At 41.3% G+C, this 18699-nt stretch carries 20 protein-coding genes; 15 read left to right on the top strand and 5 right to left on the bottom strand.

Features of this window, described 5'->3' with window-relative positions; translation table 11 throughout:
* Window positions 1–51: 51 nt before the first annotated feature.
* The 4 genes from FXW34_RS10935 (at window position 52) to FXW34_RS10920 (ending at window position 3417) form a co-directional block, all read left to right on the top strand.
* Window positions 52–747 carry a response regulator transcription factor gene (locus FXW34_RS10935; protein WP_147534030.1) on the top strand — a complete coding sequence of 232 codons (696 nt, stop codon included), beginning with the start codon at window positions 52–54 and terminating at the stop codon, window positions 745–747.
* An 80-nt stretch (window positions 748–827) separates the two neighbouring features.
* On the top strand, window positions 828–1751 hold the full coding sequence (locus FXW34_RS10930; RefSeq protein WP_147534029.1) for an ABC transporter ATP-binding protein: 924 nt from the start codon (window positions 828–830) through the stop codon (window positions 1749–1751).
* On the top strand, window positions 1744–2499 hold the full coding sequence (locus FXW34_RS10925) for an ABC transporter permease (protein WP_147534028.1): 756 nt from the start codon (window positions 1744–1746) through the stop codon (window positions 2497–2499). The genes FXW34_RS10930 and FXW34_RS10925 overlap by 8 nt, the downstream gene beginning before the upstream one ends.
* Window positions 2500–2520: 21 nt before the next feature.
* Window positions 2521–3417, top strand: a complete 897-nt coding sequence (locus tag FXW34_RS10920; protein WP_147534027.1) for a sensor histidine kinase — start codon at window positions 2521–2523, stop codon at window positions 3415–3417.
* Window positions 3418–3505: 88 nt separating this feature from the next.
* Here FXW34_RS10920 and FXW34_RS10915 read toward each other — a convergent pair whose 3' ends face one another.
* Together FXW34_RS10915 and FXW34_RS10910 are read right to left on the bottom strand one after the other, a co-directional pair.
* Complete coding sequence (locus FXW34_RS10915) at window positions 3506–3817, bottom strand: YbjQ family protein (protein WP_147534026.1); 312 nt, start codon at window positions 3815–3817, stop codon at window positions 3506–3508.
* Window positions 3818–4091: 274 nt separating this feature from the next.
* Window positions 4092–5828 carry an ABC transporter ATP-binding protein gene (locus FXW34_RS10910; protein WP_147534025.1) on the bottom strand — a complete coding sequence of 579 codons (1737 nt, stop codon included), beginning with the start codon at window positions 5826–5828 and terminating at the stop codon, window positions 4092–4094.
* Between the two features lie 162 nt (window positions 5829–5990).
* Between FXW34_RS10910 and FXW34_RS10905 the strand changes: the two genes are divergently transcribed.
* The 6 genes from FXW34_RS10905 to FXW34_RS10880 all read left to right on the top strand — a co-directional run bounded on the left by FXW34_RS10905 (window position 5991) and on the right by FXW34_RS10880 (window position 11046).
* The gene (locus tag FXW34_RS10905) at window positions 5991–6479 is read left to right on the top strand and encodes an LPXTG cell wall anchor domain-containing protein (protein ID WP_187118913.1); all 489 of its coding nucleotides are present in this window, start codon (window positions 5991–5993) and stop codon (window positions 6477–6479) included.
* 173 nt (window positions 6480–6652) lie between these two features.
* Entirely contained in the window at window positions 6653–6844 is a 192-nt protein-coding gene (locus tag FXW34_RS10900) for a hypothetical protein (protein WP_147534023.1), read from the top strand.
* Between the two features lie 235 nt (window positions 6845–7079).
* The gene (locus FXW34_RS10895) at window positions 7080–8108 is read left to right on the top strand and encodes a DUF4405 domain-containing protein (RefSeq protein WP_187118912.1); all 1029 of its coding nucleotides are present in this window, start codon (window positions 7080–7082) and stop codon (window positions 8106–8108) included.
* Window positions 8109–8144: 36 nt separating this feature from the next.
* Window positions 8145–9176 (top strand): efflux RND transporter periplasmic adaptor subunit, encoded by a 1032-nt coding sequence (locus tag FXW34_RS10890; protein WP_147534021.1) that lies wholly within the window; start codon window positions 8145–8147, stop codon window positions 9174–9176.
* Complete coding sequence (locus tag FXW34_RS10885) at window positions 9173–9874, top strand: ABC transporter ATP-binding protein (RefSeq protein WP_147534020.1); 702 nt, start codon at window positions 9173–9175, stop codon at window positions 9872–9874. Before FXW34_RS10890 ends, FXW34_RS10885 begins: the two co-directional genes overlap by 4 nt.
* Complete coding sequence (locus FXW34_RS10880; RefSeq protein ID WP_246140985.1) at window positions 9871–11046, top strand: ABC transporter permease; 1176 nt, start codon at window positions 9871–9873, stop codon at window positions 11044–11046. The genes FXW34_RS10885 and FXW34_RS10880 overlap by 4 nt, the downstream gene beginning before the upstream one ends.
* Window positions 11047–11310: 264 nt before the next feature.
* On the opposite strand, the gene FXW34_RS10875 is transcribed toward FXW34_RS10880, so the two are convergent.
* From FXW34_RS10875 to FXW34_RS10865, 3 genes are all read right to left on the bottom strand, one after another.
* Complete coding sequence (locus tag FXW34_RS10875) at window positions 11311–12003, bottom strand: C39 family peptidase (RefSeq protein ID WP_147534182.1); 693 nt, start codon at window positions 12001–12003, stop codon at window positions 11311–11313.
* A gap of 161 nt (window positions 12004–12164) precedes the next feature.
* Window positions 12165–12818, bottom strand: a complete 654-nt coding sequence (locus tag FXW34_RS10870; RefSeq protein ID WP_147534019.1) for an NAD(P)H-dependent oxidoreductase — start codon at window positions 12816–12818, stop codon at window positions 12165–12167.
* Between the two features lie 419 nt (window positions 12819–13237).
* Entirely contained in the window at window positions 13238–14293 is a 1056-nt protein-coding gene (locus FXW34_RS10865; protein WP_147534018.1) for a lactonase family protein, read from the bottom strand.
* 132 nt (window positions 14294–14425) lie between these two features.
* On the opposite strand from FXW34_RS10865, the gene FXW34_RS10860 reads away from it, so the two are divergent.
* The 5 genes from FXW34_RS10860 (at window position 14426) to FXW34_RS10840 (ending at window position 18647) form a co-directional block, all read left to right on the top strand.
* Complete coding sequence (locus tag FXW34_RS10860) at window positions 14426–15049, top strand: YczE/YyaS/YitT family protein (protein ID WP_147534017.1); 624 nt, start codon at window positions 14426–14428, stop codon at window positions 15047–15049.
* Between the two features lie 29 nt (window positions 15050–15078).
* Window positions 15079–16437 carry a 4-aminobutyrate--2-oxoglutarate transaminase gene (gene gabT, locus FXW34_RS10855; protein ID WP_147534016.1) on the top strand — a complete coding sequence of 453 codons (1359 nt, stop codon included), beginning with the start codon at window positions 15079–15081 and terminating at the stop codon, window positions 16435–16437.
* A 65-nt stretch (window positions 16438–16502) separates the two neighbouring features.
* A complete protein-coding gene (locus tag FXW34_RS10850; RefSeq protein WP_147534181.1) occupies window positions 16503–17927 on the top strand; it encodes an NAD-dependent succinate-semialdehyde dehydrogenase in 1425 nt (474 codons plus the stop codon).
* A gap of 123 nt (window positions 17928–18050) precedes the next feature.
* Complete coding sequence (locus FXW34_RS10845) at window positions 18051–18323, top strand: ubiquitin-like small modifier protein 1 (protein ID WP_147534015.1); 273 nt, start codon at window positions 18051–18053, stop codon at window positions 18321–18323.
* 39 nt (window positions 18324–18362) lie between these two features.
* Entirely contained in the window at window positions 18363–18647 is a 285-nt protein-coding gene (locus FXW34_RS10840; RefSeq protein WP_147534014.1) for a MoaD-like domain-containing protein, read from the top strand.
* Window positions 18648–18699: the final 52 nt, after the last annotated feature.

The raw sequence follows: 18699 nt of genomic DNA, 5'->3' as shown, positions 1-18699 counted from the left end.
CTTTTATTGAAATGATTTATCATTATGAATGAAATAGGAGTTAATGTACCTATGCACAAACAAATCAAAATTCTAGTTGTCGAAGACGATAATGATATTAATCAGTTATTATGTAACATTGTAAATAGGAATGGCTACCACGCACAACCTGCCTTTTCCGGAACTGAAGCGATGCTGTATTTAAATGGACAAGCTTGGGACATGGTGTTGCTTGATTTAATGCTGCCTGGGAAAACTGGAGAAGAAATACTTGCTAAGCTGAGCGAACAAAATCCGGAGGTTCCGGTCATCATCATTTCTGCCAAGCTGGAGCAGCAAACCAAGGTTGAAGCGTTGCGGACAGGGGCGGATGATTATATTACAAAGCCCTTTGATATCGAGGAGGTTTCAGCGCGAATTGATTCCCATTTACGAAGAACAAGAATGATTACAGAAGCACCAAGGATTCGAGAGTTGGCCCATAAGGATATTATGATAGATACCGAGGCGAAGACAGTCCTTGTAAATGGAACAGAAATCACTGTTACTGCGAGGGAATATGCTATTTTGGTCCTGCTATTGACTTCGCCAAAGAAGGTTTTTACAAAAGCCAATTTGTTTGAGAGCGTTTGGAATGAAGAATATCATAATGATGATAATACGATTAACGTCCATCTGAGCAATCTTCGCAGTAAGCTTGCAAAAGCAAATCCACATGAAGAATACATAGAAACAATTTGGGGAATGGGCTATCGCCTCAAAACTTAAGGTTTTCTTAAGAAATCATTTAAGCCTTTCTTATGTTTTCATTTTTATATTAAAAGTAATACATGAGGGAGGTAGAAAGAATGAGTGAATACATTCTCCGAACCCACCAACTATCGAAGCAATATAAAAAACAATTCGCTTTAAACAAAGTGAATCTTTCGATAAAAAAGGGTTCTATTTATGGATTTATCGGTCAAAATGGCGCGGGAAAATCCACGCTAATCAAATTGGTTACAGGCCTTGCATATCCAACAACGGGACACATTGAGTTATTTGGAAAAAGTAATTCAGCGGAGTTGATCCAAGCAAGAAAGAGAATCGGGACAATCATTGAAGGCCCTGCTCTTTATCCGCACATGACGGCAATGGAAAATCTAGAGGCTAATCGCTTACTAAAGGGAATTCCTGGACAGGATTCTGTCGGGAAAATCCTGAAGCTAGTCGGTCTCCAAGATACAGGTAAAAAGAAGGCCAAAAACTTCTCACTAGGCATGAAGCAGCGACTTGGCATTGGGATTGCGCTGTTAGGTGAGCCAGAATTTCTGATTCTTGATGAGCCAATTAACGGTCTGGATCCGATGGGGGTCGTTGAGATTCGTGAGTTGTTAATGAGGTTGAATCGTGAATATGGAATTACGATTTTAATTTCCAGCCATATTTTGAGCGAGCTTCATCTTCTTGCAACCCACTATGGCATTATCCATAAGGGGGAATTGCTGGAGGAGCTAACGGCAGATGAAATCAATCATAAATGTCAGCAATATCTTCACATTAAAGTAGATAATCCAAATAAAGCAGCAACAGTTCTTGAAAATAAGCTGGGTACGGAGGCTTATGAAGTAAAGCCAGATGGTGCAATTCAGTTGTTCCAATTCCTTGATGAACCAGGGAAAGTATCAACACTTCTTGTAAACGAAGGTTTAGTCCTTGAACAATTCATGCCAATGGGGGAAGAACTTGAAGGATATTTTATGAAACGGATTGGCGGTGTGCAGCATGGATAATCTAATCAAGGCAGAGTTATTTAAGCTTCGAAAGGATCGGTCGCTTTGGACATTGGTATTGGGATTAACTGTTGCTGCAATCATTTATCCCATGCTTATGCTTTTCGGTGATGGCTCAGTAGGTTCACAGGATATTTCAGTTAAAGACCTATTTGTGAATACAGCTCTCGGTGGAAATAATTATATTGTACGGCTTGTTCCATGTATTTTAGCAGGCTTCTTTATTTCTAGTGAGTTCTCAATTGGGACGATGAAGAGTATTGGTGCTTCTGGGAATAGTAGAAGCCGAATATATTTTTCTAAACTATTCGCATTTTCAATCGGAACGATTATTATATCCTTAGTATTTCCTGTTGTGATGATGGTGATAAGTTCCCTATTATCAGGTTTTAACGAAATGCCGGAAATAGATTATCTGGTACGCACATTAGGCTTTACAATCATATATGCGACTGCGTTTGCTTCAATCATGTCTCTTTTCGCGATTGTTTTAACAGACAGTGGCAAGATGATCGGTTTTTCCATTCTATTTTTTATTTTGTTTGACAGCATTTTATATATGTTAAGCCAAAAACTGTCCTTCGTAGAATTTTTGTTTAACCATTCGGTCTTTAAGTTATTTTTAGAAATCGGCCAAATGAATCTTGAAAATACCGTCTTACTTAAAATGATTGTTGTCCCGTTAACCACAATTCTAGCGTTTGGTTACCTAGGCAGCATGATTTTTCAACGAAAAGAAATAAAGTAACAGATGGGAGAGTGAGAGAGATTGATTTATTTTACGATATTGGCTGTCGTCATTGGATTAGTTTCTCTCACTCGTAACTATTTTTTAAAAAGAGAAATCAAACGGGCGACCCAGCAGCTTCGTGAAGTTAACCATCAGGAAACGGAGAAAAAAATCGATCTATCTTTTTATGATAAGGATATTGAAGCACTTGCCGTTGAAATCAACGCGCAAATTGATTTAACGAAGCGGGCTCATGCTGAAAAACGGCGCACGGAAAATGAGTTGAAGCAGGCGATTGCTGATATTTCACATGATATCCGCACCCCAATGACTTCGATATTAGGCTATGTTCAATTGCTGGAGTCGAAGGATTTACCTGTAGAAAAACGCGAGGAATACGTGGAGGTAGTGAAGAGCGGCGCTTTGCGGTTAAAGGATTTATTAGGCGATTTCTTCGAGCTTTCGATTATCGAGTCTGCAGATTATCCGATTGTGCTTGAACAAATCAGGTTGAACCAATTAGTTCAGGAGGTACTTGTAGGCTTTTATGAGGAATTTAATACACGTGACATAGAACCCATTATCGAGATTCCAACTGAGGAAATAAGAATTCATGCAGATTCATCTGCAGTTAAACGGGTGTTAGAGAATTTAATCTTAAATGCGATTAGACATTCGAGTGGCGCTGTCACGATTTCCTTGGAAAGACGAGACTCAAAAGTGATGTTATTCATTAGTAATCCGGCAGGCCAACTGAATCAACAGGATTTGGCTCATTTATTTAATCGATTTTATAAAGCAGATAAAACGAGGTCGAAGAAGGGGACTGGATTAGGTTTAGCGATTTCTAAGAGTTTAATGCAGAAGATGGGTGGAGAGCTTACAGCACAACTGACTGATGGAGAGTTAATGATGCGTTGTGTGTGGCGCGGCTGATAGGCCTATGAGCCGTTTCTATGACTAATGACTAATATTCCCGAAAAAATTTGGGGACATCCTTATTTACGAGATGCCCCCAAACACCCTACTCTGCTACGACCGCTGTCCCATACCCGATTAATTCCGATGTACCTTGCCCTGCCGTAAGTGCAAAACGGACGCCGACAATCGCTGTTGCTCCAAGTGCCCGTGCTTCCTTAATTAGTCTTTCTTTAACCATATCCGTTGAATCCTCAAGCATTTCAGTATAGCTTGTCAATTCACCGCCAACGATTGATTTTAATCCAGCCATAATATCTTTACCAACGTGACGTGACTGAACGACACTAGCCGATACGGTACCCAATACATCAGTAATTGTTTTGTTCGCAATTGAATCTGTAGTCACGATTAACATCGTACCTTCCTCCTCGTATATCAAATACAACCGTAAACCCAAATACGACTTACTATTCCGCCTTAACCGGCAGTAATATCCCCCATCTAGCTTATAAGTTAACAAGGATGATAGTTGGGGAATCAACTGCCCATATAGGTCCGATTGGTTCAACTATCCATCAGTGGGGGATGATGAAAACCCCCAATGATGGAAGTTTCACTTTATATGTTGTGTTAATTATAACATTCCATCCATGTTTCAGTTTTCAAATTCAATGCAATCCATCTTCCCTTTAAGCTAATTGCTGCTCCGCAAATTCGCGATACAGAGCATGCGTTTGAATTAACTCCTGATGCGTTCCCATTCCGGTGACTCGTCCTTTTTCAATAAAAATTATTTTGTCAGCATCGACAATCGTCGATAAGCGGTGGGCAATCACAAACGTGGTCCGCCCTTCCATTAGTCTTGCTAGGGCTTGTTGAACAATGCCCTCTGATTGACTATCTAAACTTGCGGTGGCCTCGTCCATCATAAGGATTTTTGGATCACGCAAAAACGCCCGTGCAATCGCAATTCGCTGCCGTTGACCGCCAGATAGTCTTACGCCACGTTCGCCAACCTCCGTATCCAAGCCTTCAGGGAACGATTTAATGAAATCCTCCGCATACGCCATACGAGCCACTTCCCACAAACGTTCATCAGAAATCTGCTCCACATTCTCTAATCCATAGCAAAGATTTTCTCGAATTGTCCCAGCCATCATTGCACTTTCCTGGGAAACATAGCCAATCTGCCCGCGCCACGACCGGAGCGATAATTCCTTAATCGGAGTATTGCCAATCAATATCTCCCCTGATGACGGTTCATAAAATCGTTCAAGCAATCCGAACATCGTCGTCTTCCCACCGCCACTCGGTCCGGCGAAAGCAATCATTTGTCCAGGCTGAGCTGCAAATGATACTTGCTGAATTAACGGTTCATCTTCGGTATAGGCAAAGGACACATTTTGGACCACGAGTGGTTGATTCGTAATATCCATTTCGATTCCGCTTTGACCATCCTCCAAAGATAGCTCAAGAATATCGATAATCCGCTCGGTTGCTCCTTTAGCCTTTTGGAGCTGCGTAAAAAACATCGCAAACGAGGTAATCGGCATAATAATTTGAAATAGATATAGCAAAAAGGCGATTAATGACCCTGTTGACATCGTTCCATTGGCAACCCGAATGCCGCCGTAGCCAATAATCATTACGATCACAACCATAATCACAAGGTACATGATAGGCCCAATTAAGGCCGTGACACGTGCTTCCTTTAAGCCATAATTTAATAGCTTTTGGATGCCGTTTAAGCCATTCAATTCTTCGTTTTGCTCGGCAGTAGATGATTTCATTAAGCGAATTTCGCTTAAGGTTTGTTGGACATGCCCTGAGAAAGTCGCCGTTTCATCCTGAAGGCCCCGAGCGATTTTAGCCATTTTCCGACCAAGCGGAAACATAATCGCAATCGTAACAGGAACCGAAATCAACATCATGAGGGTCATTTTCCAATCCATTATTAATAAAATAACAATCGCACCGATGATGGAAATAATTCCGGTAATGAATTGCGGAAAGTGGTTGGAAATTAAATCTCTAACAACGCTCGTATCACTGACAATCCGGCTGACTGTAGCTCCACTAGATTGTTGGTCAAAATAACTGACCGGCAAACGGATCAGCTTTACCCACATTCGTTCACGAAGTCCAGCAACAATCTTTTGGCCAACCATGCTAAGCAAATAAATCGATATTCCGCTAATCACCGCTTGAATAAGGAAAGCAGCCCCAATTCCGATAATAAGCGGAACACTCAATGATTCCATCGAAAAGTCATCGATTAAATTTTTCGTCATTAATGGGACGATTAGTCCAGCTAAGGTGGTCAGCACACTTGCTGATAAACCGATGATGAGTGCTAGCTTAGGGATTTTTGTTGATAAAATTAAGGATATAAACGGTTTGAGACTGGTCCGCTGTTGTTTTTCCATTATGTGAGTTTCTCCTTTTATTTAACGAAATTAGCCCGGGAAATCTGTGTTGTTTTTACTAAAAGTTTGTCCTTATTTAGTGTAACGAATTAATCGATAGGCAGTCTAATATATTGAATCTCAATAATCTTAAATTTTTCTTAACAAAAGGAGATCAATATGATGAAAAATAAAAAGGCATGGATGATGATTTTCATAACTTTGTGCTTCGTAACAATGTATACGACTTTTGCTGCTGCAGAGTTTAGTGCTTCAGAACCAAGTCAAGAAATTATTGCTAAGCAAGCTGAGATTGATCAATTCCTATTTGAAGAATATGTTCAAGAACTTGCTGAAAAAGGAATTATGGTAACCCACACAGCGCCATTGGAGCAATCGGTCGAAATTGGGATTACTCCCTTTAATGATGAAAATGCAAACTACATAAAGGAGCTTATTGGCGTTGACCAAGTGACGATTGTCGAAGGCCAGCAAGCGACCACCTTGAGCAAAACTTCAGAAGAGGCGGCTCAAACCGTAATGCCTGAGGAGGACTCAACGGACACGAAAGCAGAGAAGAACTCAGGAATGAGCACTAATATCTATATTGCTGCCGGTGCGATTGTCTTACTAGCTGGGGTAATGATTTTTATAAAAAGAAGAAAAGCATAATCAACTAAGTTAGCAACAATGGAAAATATTAAATATAAAATAATAGACAAAATTCTTTAAATTTTGCATATAATAGCATTATAATAGGATTAGGGGTATAGATTGATTTTGTGTTTGGGGATTATGCATTAGTATGACAAATCTATGTATTATAAGGGGAGAGTTTAAGCAAAATGTATATCGTATTGGTGGCCATGCTGGTTCTTGCTTGTGTAACATTATTCTACTGTGGGTATTATCTTTCGGAGATTAAACACAAAATTGGCAGAACGGTGTTAATTGCAATTCCAATTGGTGTTGGAGTCTTTATGTTTAATGTTATTTGGGCGTTAGTAGAGCTTGGAAAATCACCACACTGGCAATAATTTTTAATTATTAAATTTAATCACTTAAAGCCTTCATTCTTTTTATTGGAATGAAGGCTTTTTTTATTACATACAGCGACCTTGAGTTGGGGTTACGGAATCGTTCGATAACTTTAATCTCCCCTTAAAAGCTTGGTAATAGTTTGTACATATTCTATGGCTACTATAAATTTAGTAAGGCTTGTGGGGAAATTGCCGTAGGGTAATCAACTATTAAAGATAAGGAATGATGTTTTTGAAAAAGGTAACCTATATAAAATTTGGCTTAGATTTGTTGTTAGGCGTGGCGTTTGCGCTATTTTTCAATGATCGTGTTCTTGGTGGGTTAACCTTCCATGAAATCGTTGGATTAGGATTCGGGGCAGCCATTATTGTTCATGTAATCCTTAATATCAATTGGGTTAAGAAGGTTACCCGAAAATTGTTTGATCGAAGTCTGCCAGGTAAAACCCGTTTTTCTTATTTATTAAATTTGCTGTTATTGATTATGATGATGACCATTATTTTGACTGGTGTCATTATTTCTAAAGTTGTGTTTCCGAATCTAACATTAGGAAATGAACGCTGGCTGCAAATGCTTCACTTATCTGTTTCATACTTCACGCTAGTGTTAGTTGCCGTCCATGTTGGTCTCCATTGGCAATGGGCAATCAATCTTACTAAAAAAATCTTTAAGATTTCGAGAACACCAAGCTGGATGGATTATGCCATAAAAATGGCAGTTGTGGGATTATTCTTGTTCGGAACCTATGAAATAGTAGCGACTGGATTCGGAATGAGACTAGTTTCACTCGCGACAATTTTCACGGGCTCAGAACAAGGCTCATTTGGAGAAATGGATGGTAAGGGTTTCGTCAGAGGTCAATTTAGCGATGGTGGTGAAATACTAGGAGGTCTAAATGGTGAACGGCCAGCTCCTCCAGATGGCGGTTTCCCGGCGAATGGTGAAATACCATCAAGTCGTTCTGGAGGGTTCGAGCGTAATGATAACGTGTCAAAAGGACAAACTCCCGATACAGGTACATCATTTGGAGATGAAGATTCTTTGGATAATGGTGATTTCTCCCGTGAAAACAGAGACTTCCCAACAAATGCTGAAATGCCTAATGGTTTTCAGAGAGGCATGTATAGCGGAAAAGGGCAAAGTCCTAATGCATTAGGTGTCATTGCGACTTACTTCGGTATTATGGCAGTGTTCGTGATGATTACTCATTATTTAGGAAAACTCAAACTGTATAAGCGTCAGAAAAATGCAGTTGTTTAGGTGTTATGAGCAAATGAAGATGAAAGGAAGTTGACAATGAAAAAGTGGATTATTAGTACAGCACTCGTTATCATTTTGGTCGGCGGTGGCGTAGCAGTTTATCAAGTATTCTTAAATAAGGAAGGAGCAACAACGACTGCTACAGCACAAACACAAACTGTTGCAGCAGAATTGGGCGATGTTGAAGTAGCTGTAAGTGGAACCGGAAATATTTCTGCAATTAATAAACAAACGATATCATCGACTGGAAACGGAACTGTTGATGTAGTAAATGTGGCAGTTGGAGATAGTGTGACGGAAGGCCAGGAATTAATCACATTTGAAGATGATCGTTTAGAGCCAATTGTTGCTCCGTTTTCTGGTGAAATCACAGCTTTAAATGTCACTGCAGATGATAGTGTACAAATGGGAACAGAGCTTATCGTAGTAACGGACTATAGCAATTTACAAATGATTGTAAATGTTGATGAATTAGACATTGCCAAGGTTCAGGTTGGCCAAGCAGCCAAAATTGAGGTGAGTGCTCTATTGGATAAAGAATTCACAGGTACCGTTACAAGCGTCGCCAAGGAAGCAAACAGCGATGCAAGCAGTTCAGTAGCTAAGTATGAGGTGAAGATTACTATAAATGAACCAACCGAAATGAAAGTAGGAATGACAGCTGAAGCGACAATTACAATTGAGAAAAAGGAAAATGTATTAACCGTTCCAGTTGCGGCCATTCAAAAGCAGGATGACATGTACTATGTGTTAATCCCAACAGAGGAGCAAACTGTAGTTGCAGAAGAACAAACACAAGAATCTGCAAGCAATAGTTCGACGCAAACCATCCAAACAAAGCAGCAAAACGTCGAAATTGGACTCCAAAACGATACTTCTGTTGAGATTGTGAGTGGAATTGCTGAAGGTGAAGAAGTCGTACTGCCGTCATTAAACTCTAATTCTAGTAATAATCAAAGAGATGGGAAAATGATGCAGAGTGGTTTCCCAGGCGCTAACATGATGCAGGGCGGTATGCCACCAAGCGATCGTAACACGGGTCGAAATCAAGGAGGATTTGGACAATGATCGAGGAACGTCCAATTGTCGAGATCAAAAATTTGTCTAAGTTTTACAAGATGGGTGGAGAAACGCTTAAAGCGCTTGATGATGTTAGCTTCTCTGTCAAAAAGGGTGATTTCGTAGCGATTATTGGACCGAGTGGTTCCGGAAAATCAACGCTAATGAATATGATTGGTTGTCTCGATTTACCAGATCAAGGCGAATATCATCTTGATGGTAAAGACGTTTTTTCCTTGAAAAATAATGATTTGGCAGATGTTCGCAATCAGAAAATCGGGTTCATTTTTCAATCCTTTAATCTTTTACCTAAGCAAACAGCTTATGAAAATGTTGAATTACCATTGATTTATCGGGGATTAAGTGCTGCAGAGCGGAAGGAAATCGCAATGAGCGCATTGAACAAAGTGGGTCTGGCTGATCGAGCAGATCATCGCCCGACAGAATTATCGGGAGGTCAACAGCAGCGTGTCGCAATAGCTCGTGCGTTGGCTGGAAACCCACCAATCCTGTTAGCCGATGAACCAACCGGAGCACTGGACAGCAAAACCGGTAAAGAGGTATTGAAATTAATGAAGGAGCTAAATAAGCAGGGGCACACCATTATATTAATCACTCACGATATGGACATTGCCAAACAAGCAAAGCGGATTATCCGAATCCATGACGGTAAAATTTTAGCAGAGAAGGGGGTTGTGTTTCTGTGAAATTTGGCCAAGCCTTGAAAATTGCTTTTAATAACATATTAGCTAATAAGCTCCGCTCGATATTAACGATGCTCGGAATCATTATCGGTATATCCGCGGTAATTGCGCTCGTAGCGCTTGGACAAGGGGCATCGAAGTCCGTATCAGATGATATCTCTGGCTTAGGGACGACAAAGGTTTCTATCAATCTGTCGGGAAATTCCGAAGAGGAGATGGTCACCTATGATGATGTCATGGCATTCGAAGAACTGTCTGAAGTTGATGCAGTTGCACCAACCGTTTCAGGAAGTGCAACCATAAAGCAGGGCACAAACAGTATGGATAGCGTTACAATCCAAGGGGTGACTCCATCATACGAAAAGGTTGAGGACACCGCTGTCCGTTCTGGACGTTTTGTGTTTCCGATTGATCAGGATAATCGCAGTAAGGTTGCCGTGCTTGGCGCAAATATTGCTACCGAAATTTTTGGCTTCACTGACCCAGTTGACAAGGAAGTCAAAATTGATGGTTCGACATTTAAGGTAATCGGCGTCCTTACTGAAGTAGGTGACGAATTACAGGGCTCTGTGGATGATAAGGTCCTTATTCCGTTTACAACAGCCCAACGCTTTTTAGGACAAACAGTAGTAACATCGGCAACGGTGATGATGACTTCTGAGGATACCGTTGATCGTGGCATGGCAATCATAAAACGGAATTTAAATATTGCCTTTGGTGGTGATGATTCAAGCTATAGCGTTAGAAATCAAGCTGATATTGCCGAAGCACTAACATCTGTGACGGATACGATGACGATGCTATTAGCAGGAATTGCTGGGATTTCATTAATCGTTGGCGGCATTGGCATCATGAATATTATGTTAGTGTCTGTAACAGAAAGAACGAGGGAAATCGGGATTCGCAAAGCGATTGGCGCGAAAAAGAAGGATATTCTTGGTCAATTTTTGATTGAAGCAATCGTTCTGAGTGGAATTGGGGGGATTATGGGCGTGTTAATAGGAATCGGAACGGCACAAATACTGTCGGCAGCAATGGATTACGCTGTAGCAATTTCATGGTGGTCCGTTGGCATCGCCGTCAGCTTTTCTGTCTTCATCGGAGTCGCCTTTGGCATCTTCCCAGCTAACAAAGCAGCCAATCTCAGCCCACTCGAAGCGTTGCGCTATCAATAAAATAGTAGTTTCGGGGGTACCATTAAACGGGCGGTACCCCTGCCATTTTTTATTTTAACGGACATTGGTTCCGTTATTTTAATAAAAAAGGTTGTTTGAATAGGTTTTACGGACAACAGATGCGCTATTTGACTGTTTGCTGACCTGATTCGGTGTTTTTTTTATAAATAGGGTCTCCTGTGTCCTTTTATGTCTATCGATAATGTGAATTCACCAATTTAAGGTCATCTATGTCCGGTTAAGTTCAAACTCAACACTCTTCGATCAGCGAATGACGACCGCCTGGCTGCCCATTTGCTGCCACGCTTGAATAAAGCTGTCGCGTGGCCATTTTTGATTTTTCTCACCGTAAGGATTATTGATGATAACATTCTCTGGATCATAACCTGTAATCACAACGCTGTGCATGCTATAGGTAATATTCACAATCCCTTGCGGAGTTTCCCACTCTTTGAAATCGGATACGGGTGCGAACGATTTCGTCGTCACAATCCAAACGGGATTTCCAGCTGCGACTTCATTTAGCAGCACTACAAAAGGTTGATTAGTTAAGTTGCTTACACGATTGCCGACGTATTTCTTAGCCAGCTCTGCGATTGGGCGATGGTACACTCCAAGTCCAGCTCCATTTGCCATATCACCGACAAATCCAAAATTGGGATTACCATATTGTCCGGTTGGATACTGAAACGGCACCTTAGGTATTTCCTCTGCCAATTGATTTTTGCTAACCTCAAGCCCTTTATATTGGAGAATCATCGCTAAGCTCGTTACCTCACAGCCACTCTTAAGCTGTGGCGGATCCATTTGATTCACTAGAGGAACATTCAGCATAGCTTCCTGAACAACCTTCGTTTCTTCCTCAAATTCAGTATTTTCATCGGGCTTATTAAAATATATGTTCTCACTCTGATAAGTTCCGATACTAAAATAAACACTTATTGCAATAATTAGCATCCCGATACTGAGTCTTCCTACTTTAGCCAAATGACTCTCCTCCGTAAGTAATTTTTAATAGGAGTTTGTCAAAATCACAAATTGTTATATTAGTAAAATATCATTATATCAGAAAAACAAGCCATTATGAAAGGGCCTCAACGCTTGAGACCCTTAAGCAATTAATTTTCTACCGCAGCCATTTGTTTTGCTGCTAATCTAGCGTTAACTTTCGCAGCCTCAACGATTTCGTTAACCTTTTTCGGAAAATAATCGAATCCTTCTGCAACAACTGTGTCCATCACGTCGATGCCTAAGAAACGCAACGCAATTTTTAAGTAGCGGTCACCGGATTCTAGCTCAGCCATTGGTGTATTAATATACAGGCCTCCACGGGTTTGAATGTGAAGTGCCTTCTTGCCGACCAAAGCCCCCTTCGCTCCTTCAGGTGTATAGTTGAAGGTCTTACCTGACACAAACAGATTATCTAAGTACTGCTTAATTACGGGAGGAGAGCTCAAATTCCAAACAGGTGAGACGAATACATAATAATCATAAGCTACAAACTCATCAGCAACAGTATGCATCGCTATGTATTTTTCACGTTCGATTTCCGGAAGCTCATCAACTTTATAGCCATAGCCGCCGACCTTTCCGCGTGCTGATACTAAATCGGCATCCATTTTTGGAATGTTTGCCTCAAACAGATCAAGTCGTTTTATTTCAGCATTAGGATTGGCTTCTAGGAAAGCTTCTAGAAACGCCTCACCAATTTGCAGGCCTTTAGATTTGTTTAAGCCTTTGGGATTTGCAGTAATATAAAGTAATTTTGTCATAATCATCATTCCCATCATAAATATATCACTTCTTTATTATATAAAAATAATGATAGTTTTTAGTGTGAAATTATTTCAAATTTCCAAACTAGTTGTATACGAGCTAATCTTAAATGACAAAAAAAGAAGCTGACCATCGGGGTCAGCTTAAACATAATAGAGAGGTTTTCAAAATAACTTTAAAACAGAAAGATTTGTTACATCAGTACATTACCTAAAAATCGGGGTCCTTATTATTACGATTTTTAGAAAGAAGGCTTTCCGAACCTTCGATATGTTAGTTGCGTTATTTTCATTGGGTCGAAGCTGCGTTTGCAACTCCTTGTCTTACCTTGTCTTTATATTACTCAATACCTGTGTAGATATTATGTGGAACTTATGTGGAAGTTGTGAAGATTCCACTTTAATCATCATCACAACTATTTCCTAAGAAATTTTACGCAAACAGGGTGTGGGACTTTTACGTTTGCTTGCAGTAAGCTTAGCTTTCCGGTTTGGTGATCTCTTGAAAAGACGGTAAGATTACTGGATTCTTGATTAGCAGCAACAATGAAGCTTTCACTTGGATCAAGAGCAAAATCGCGCGGCCAATCGCCCTCAGTTGACACAAGCTCAACTCTGCTTAACAAATTTGTCTCCTCATCGATTTCAAAGACAGCAATACTGTTATGACCGCGATTTCCAGCATAAACAAATTTTCCGTCATTAGAGACATGAATCGCACTGCCCTGATTATTCTCGGTAAAGTCAGCTGGCAGTGTCGATAGGGCTTGAATTTGCATGAATTGTCCAGTATTGGCGTCATATTGCAGAACAAGTACCTCTGAACTAAACTCGGTCATCACATAAGCGAAGCGCTGATTAGGATGAAAAGCAAGATGTCGCGGACCGCTGCCAGGCTTAACAGCTAAACTTCCAACTTTAGTAAAGCCTTCTTGAGTTAACATGTATGTAAATATTTGATCAATCCCCAATTCAACTGCAACAATAAACTTCTCATCAGGTGTAAAGCTGGCGAAGTGGGTGTGAGCCTTCTCCTGGCGTGGGTCTGGTCCTGTCCCCTCGTGCTGGGCAACCGCGGTTGTGGCGTTTATTACACCAGTTTCTTGATTTAATGTGTAAGCCTCAAGTGTTCCTTTATGATAATTGGCAGTGAGTACCGTTTGATTTTCCTTGTTAATGCTAACATGACATGGCGCAGCTCCTTCAGTTAGCTGTTGGTTGATTTTAGTTAGCCCACCTGTTTGTTTATTAATTGAAAAGGATGCGACACCACCTAAACCGCCTTCTTTTGCTACAGAAAATAAAAATTTCTCATCGTCTGACAAATTGACATAGGTTGGATTTTCAAGCTGGGCAGCCGGCTTTACTGACGTGATTTTCCCGGAATTTGTGTCTAATGAAAATGAATATATGCCCTCACTATCACCCTTAGTGTAGGTGCCAATGTATCCAAGAAAGTGTGTTTGGTTCATTTGTGATCCTCCAGCCGTTTTTGGTTCATTATACCAATCATGTTCCTATTTTTAAAATAAGTACAAAACAAGCATGAAGTTAGTTTTCAGGAACATAGATTGTATTATCAATTAAATAAAGGAATGGACTAGATGCTGAAACGGATTGTTTATTATTTGCTGGGACTGACAATTGCCTGCTTAGGAGTGAGTTTGATCATTCATTCGCAGGTCGGGGCGGGTCCATGGGATATTGTGAATATTGGTTTGACTGAAAAGCTAGGATTAACTCTCGGGATTTGGATGGCCTTGTTTCAAGCCTTCTTTTTGTTTGTAAATGCTGCACTACTGAAAAAGCGACCAGAATTTGCAGCGATTGTGACACTCACTCTTTGGGGCTTACTCATCGACTTTTGGATGGAAATTATTTTTAGAGATTTAGATTTATCATTTGCAGAACCAATGTTTCGCTGGAGCATTTTCTTAATTGGTGTGGTGTTGATTGGTGCAGGAGTTGGCACATATTTAACCTCCAATCTCCCAAAAATGCCGTATGACGGGACAATGGTCGCTATTAGTCAAAAATACAATATTAGCTTTACCGTTTCACGAACTCTATTGGAGGGAAGTGCGGTCCTCCTAAGCTTCATCATTGGCGGTTCCGTTGGAGTGGGTCCAGGCACAATCGTTATTTTTCTCGTCATTGGTCAGTTAATCCAAGTTTTTCATAAGCTATCAATGTTTATTTTTCATAGAAAAATAGGTTTTTTTGCATGAAAGCTGTAAATTTCTTGGAGGTGATTTAATTGGAAAAGAAATTTGTTAAGCGGCAAACCTCCGTTCCAGGACCCAAATCATTGGAAATATTAGCGCGTCGGAAGCAATTCGTTCCTAAAGGCATCAGCAATAATAGTGCTGCTTTTGTAAAAAAAGCCAAAGGGGCGCTCGTTTGCGATGTTGATGGAAACACGTACATTGACTTTGCAGGTGCGATTGGTACGTTGAATGTTGGGCATGCTCATCCTCGAGTGGTGAAGGCGCTAGAAGAGCAGGTGAATGATTTTATTCATACCGGTTTTAATGTGATGATGTATGAATCCTATATCGATTTGGCTGAAAAATTGTGCAAGCTAGCTCCTGGTAATTTTCCAAAGCAGGCTGCATTTTTTAACAGTGGTGCGGAAGCTGTTGAAAATGCTGTGAAGCTAGCTCGCAAATATACGAAGCGCCAAGGCATCGTTGCTTTTAGCCGTGGCTTTCACGGTCGGACGTTGTTGGCGATGACGATGACAAGTAAGGTCAAACCGTATAAATTAGGGTTTGGTCCGTTCGCGCCGGAGATCTACAAGGCGCCCTATCCGTATATGTTTCGTCGTCCAGAGCGGCTGACGGAGCAACAATACAGCAAGTTGGTCATTGCCCAATTTGAACAATTTCTTCTTTCCGAAGTGGCACCGGAAACGATTGCGGCAGTTGTGATGGAACCGATTCAAGGTGAGGGAGGGTTTATCGTTCCGAGCGTCGAATTTGTTCAGAGAGTCCGCGAGATTTGTAATGAATATGGAATTTTGTTTATCGCGGACGAGATTCAAACTGGCTTCGCCCGGACAGGGAAATATTTTGCGATTGACCATTTCGGCGTCGTGCCTGATTTGATTACTGTTTCAAAATCGATGGGAGCAGGCGTGCCTATTAGCGGCGTCATCGGTCGGACCGAAATAATGGATTCAGCGGATGTCGGCGAAATCGGTGGAACGTATTGTGGAAGTCCGCTTGGTTGTCGGGCTGCCTTAGCCGTTCTTGATATTATTGAGGAAGAAAAATTAAACGAACGCGCTTTGGTCTTGGGAGAGCGGATCCGTAGTAGCATGATTGGGCTTGCTAAGCGGTTTGGGCAGATTGGTGATGTCCGTGGCTTAGGCGCGATGTGGGCAATGGAAATCGTAATGGGGGCTAATGATCTAACCCCAAATAAAGCTGCTGTTGGTAAAATTGTAAAACTGGCAGGTGAACGAGGCTTGCTCCTGTTAAGTGCCGGCTTGTACAGCAATGTGATACGAATTTTAATGCCACTCACAATATCCGATGCTGAGCTTGATGAGGGCTTAGCTATTTTAGAGGACGCAGTCACTACAGTATTTGCACAAGAGGAATCAGCTAATTAGAACTAGATTTTTTTGCTATGAATGGAGATGGAGGTTGAAGAATGGGGTCTATTAAAGTTTATCCAATGTATGTAAATGGAGCTTGGTGCGGGCAGGAGTCCAATGAACTGACTGAGGTCGTAAATCCCGCTACGCAACAGGTAATCGGAGCTGTTCCTACAGGTGGAGCAATTGAGGCAACACAGGCAGTAGACGCAGCCTCTGCTTCGTTTAAGAGTTGGTCAAAACTCACAGCTGAAGAGCGCTACAAAATCTTAATGAAATGGCATTATTTAATTGATGAAAATAAAGAAGAGATAGCTAGAATCATGACGATGGAGCAAGGTAAACCGCTTAAGGAAGCACTCGGTGAGGTCAATTATGCGAATGGATTTATTTCCTGGTTTGCAGAAGAAGGCAAGCGTGTCTACGGCGAAACCATTCCAGCCTCTGCACCAAATAAACGGATTCTCGTTCGCAAGGAGCCGGTAGGTGTCATTGCAGCCATCACGCCATGGAATTTTCCTGCAGCAATGATTACCCGTAAGGTGGCACCGGCATTAGCAGCCGGGTGTACGGCGGTGGTTAAACCAGCTAGTCAAACTCCATTAACGGCGCTGAAGTTGGCAGAGTTGGCACATGAGGCCGGGATGCCCGAAGGTGTGTTAAATGTTATCACTGGAAAATCAGTTGAAATTGGCAAGGCGTGGCTAAGTGATCCTCGCGTTACTAAAATTACCTTTACCGGCTCAACTGAAGTGGGCAAAACGTTGATGAGAGGCGCAGCAGAAAACGTGAAGAAGATTTCACTTGAACTTGGTGGCAATGCCCCGTTTATTGTAATGGATGATGCTGATTTACAGAAGGCAGCTGTTGGTTTGCTACAATCAAAATTCCGTAATGCGGGTCAAACCTGCATTTGTACAAACCGCGTGTATGTGCAGCAAAATGTCGCTTCGGAATTTGTTGAGATTTTTCAAAAGGAATTGGCAAAGCTGAAGATCGGCAACGGCTTGGATGAAGGAATCGATATCGGTCCTTTAATTGACGGGTCCGCTTTAACAAAGGTTGAAGGCTTTGTTGATGATGTTCAGAAAAAAGGTGGGAAGGTCAGTTACACCGGATTGTTGCATGATGATGCAGGCTCGGGATATTTCTATCCACCAACATTATTAACTGGCGTGACTGACGAAATGGAGTGCATGAAGGATGAAATTTTCGGTCCGCTCGCCCCAATTGCCACCTTTGAAACAGAGGAAGAAGTGATTGCTCGCGCTAATAATTCGCGATTCGGCTTAGCTGCATATGTCTATACCAATGATTTGAGTCGTTCATTCCGGATTACCGAAGGCTTGGAATATGGCATTATCGGATTAAATGACGCGTTGCCATCTGTCCCACAAGCACCATTCGGTGGTTACAAAGAAAGCGGTCTAGGACGCGAAGGCGGCCATTACGGTATTGATGAGTTTTTAGAAGTGAAGTATATTTCTATCGGTCTAGATTTTTAGTGAATTCTAGCCTCGTTCAGTTTGCGAACGAGGCTATGTTTTTATTTTTAAAAATAATATTAAAATAGTGACAACTAAATTTTTTGATTTTAATATAAAAATAGAACGAAAGGAGCGATGAGGGTGCAAGTAAAGGTATTTGCGAACCTCCGCGAGATTTGCGGCGGGGTTACAGTAGAAGTCAAGCCAAATGGTGAGCGCGTAATCGATATACTAGACATGATGATTGAAATGTTTCCAGCGTTGCAAGATGAAATATTTACAGAAGAAAAAACGTTAAAGCCGTTTGTCCATGTGTATGTGAACGGTCGAAATATTGTCCATGGTGACGGTTTGTTAAGCGTTGTGAAGGAAACGGACCAGTTTGCGCTCTTTCCTCCGGTTGCAGGTGGTTAAGCATGATGCGTTTTATTTTGAACTTGCAGGTGGCCACTGATGATTAGTCAAGACTTAGAATTTCGTGGGATTAATTTGAGCGATTTAAAGCTGTATTTTGAAGAGCTCGGTGGTGTTCGTGAGCCAGTCGAAGGTGCTGAAGCGTTTCCTGTTGTTTTTGTAGGTGACGATTGGTCGGGTATGATTTTAAGTGAAACAGAGCTTGTGTTTACTCCAGTGTTCAAGGTGAATGCCATAAAGGTTCGGTTTGTTGCTGAAAATGAAGCTGTACTTACGGATTTAATTAAGAAATATAGATTAAAGACGACCAGAGTCGGGGGCTGAGCAGGCTGTGAGTTTTGCTTAAACTATGGATCTTGGTTGATAGGTAGTCGAG

The sequence above is a fragment of the Bacillus marasmi genome (genome assembly GCF_902168435.1).
Taxonomy (GTDB): domain Bacteria; phylum Bacillota; class Bacilli; order Bacillales; family Cytobacillaceae; genus Bacillus_BU; species Bacillus_BU marasmi.
This window is presented reverse-complemented; position numbering and strand designations above follow the sequence as displayed.

Excerpts from the sequence above, each read along its gene's own strand:
- FXW34_RS10935 (WP_147534030.1), top strand. The coding sequence starts at position 52 with ATGCACAAACAAATCAAAATTCTAGTTGTCGAAGACGATAATGATATT.
- FXW34_RS10930 (WP_147534029.1), top strand. The coding sequence starts at position 828 with ATGAGTGAATACATTCTCCGAACCCACCAACTATCGAAGCAATATAAA.
- FXW34_RS10925 (WP_147534028.1), top strand. The coding sequence starts at position 1,744 with ATGGATAATCTAATCAAGGCAGAGTTATTTAAGCTTCGAAAGGATCGG.
- FXW34_RS10915 (WP_147534026.1), bottom strand. The coding sequence starts at position 3,817 with ATGTTAATCGTGACTACAGATTCAATTGCGAACAAAACAATTACTGAT.
- FXW34_RS10910 (WP_147534025.1), bottom strand. The coding sequence starts at position 5,828 with ATGGAAAAACAACAGCGGACCAGTCTCAAACCGTTTATATCCTTAATT.
- FXW34_RS10905 (WP_187118913.1), top strand. The coding sequence starts at position 5,991 with ATGAAAAATAAAAAGGCATGGATGATGATTTTCATAACTTTGTGCTTC.
- FXW34_RS10900 (WP_147534023.1), top strand. The coding sequence starts at position 6,653 with ATGTATATCGTATTGGTGGCCATGCTGGTTCTTGCTTGTGTAACATTA.
- FXW34_RS10890 (WP_147534021.1), top strand. The coding sequence starts at position 8,145 with ATGAAAAAGTGGATTATTAGTACAGCACTCGTTATCATTTTGGTCGGC.
- FXW34_RS10885 (WP_147534020.1), top strand. The coding sequence starts at position 9,173 with ATGATCGAGGAACGTCCAATTGTCGAGATCAAAAATTTGTCTAAGTTT.
- FXW34_RS10875 (WP_147534182.1), bottom strand. The coding sequence starts at position 12,003 with ATGCTAATTATTGCAATAAGTGTTTATTTTAGTATCGGAACTTATCAG.
- FXW34_RS10870 (WP_147534019.1), bottom strand. The coding sequence starts at position 12,818 with ATGACAAAATTACTTTATATTACTGCAAATCCCAAAGGCTTAAACAAA.
- FXW34_RS10865 (WP_147534018.1), bottom strand. The coding sequence starts at position 14,293 with ATGAACCAAACACACTTTCTTGGATACATTGGCACCTACACTAAGGGT.
- FXW34_RS10860 (WP_147534017.1), top strand. The coding sequence starts at position 14,426 with ATGCTGAAACGGATTGTTTATTATTTGCTGGGACTGACAATTGCCTGC.
- FXW34_RS10850 (WP_147534181.1), top strand. The coding sequence starts at position 16,503 with ATGTATGTAAATGGAGCTTGGTGCGGGCAGGAGTCCAATGAACTGACT.
- FXW34_RS10840 (WP_147534014.1), top strand. The coding sequence starts at position 18,363 with ATGATTAGTCAAGACTTAGAATTTCGTGGGATTAATTTGAGCGATTTA.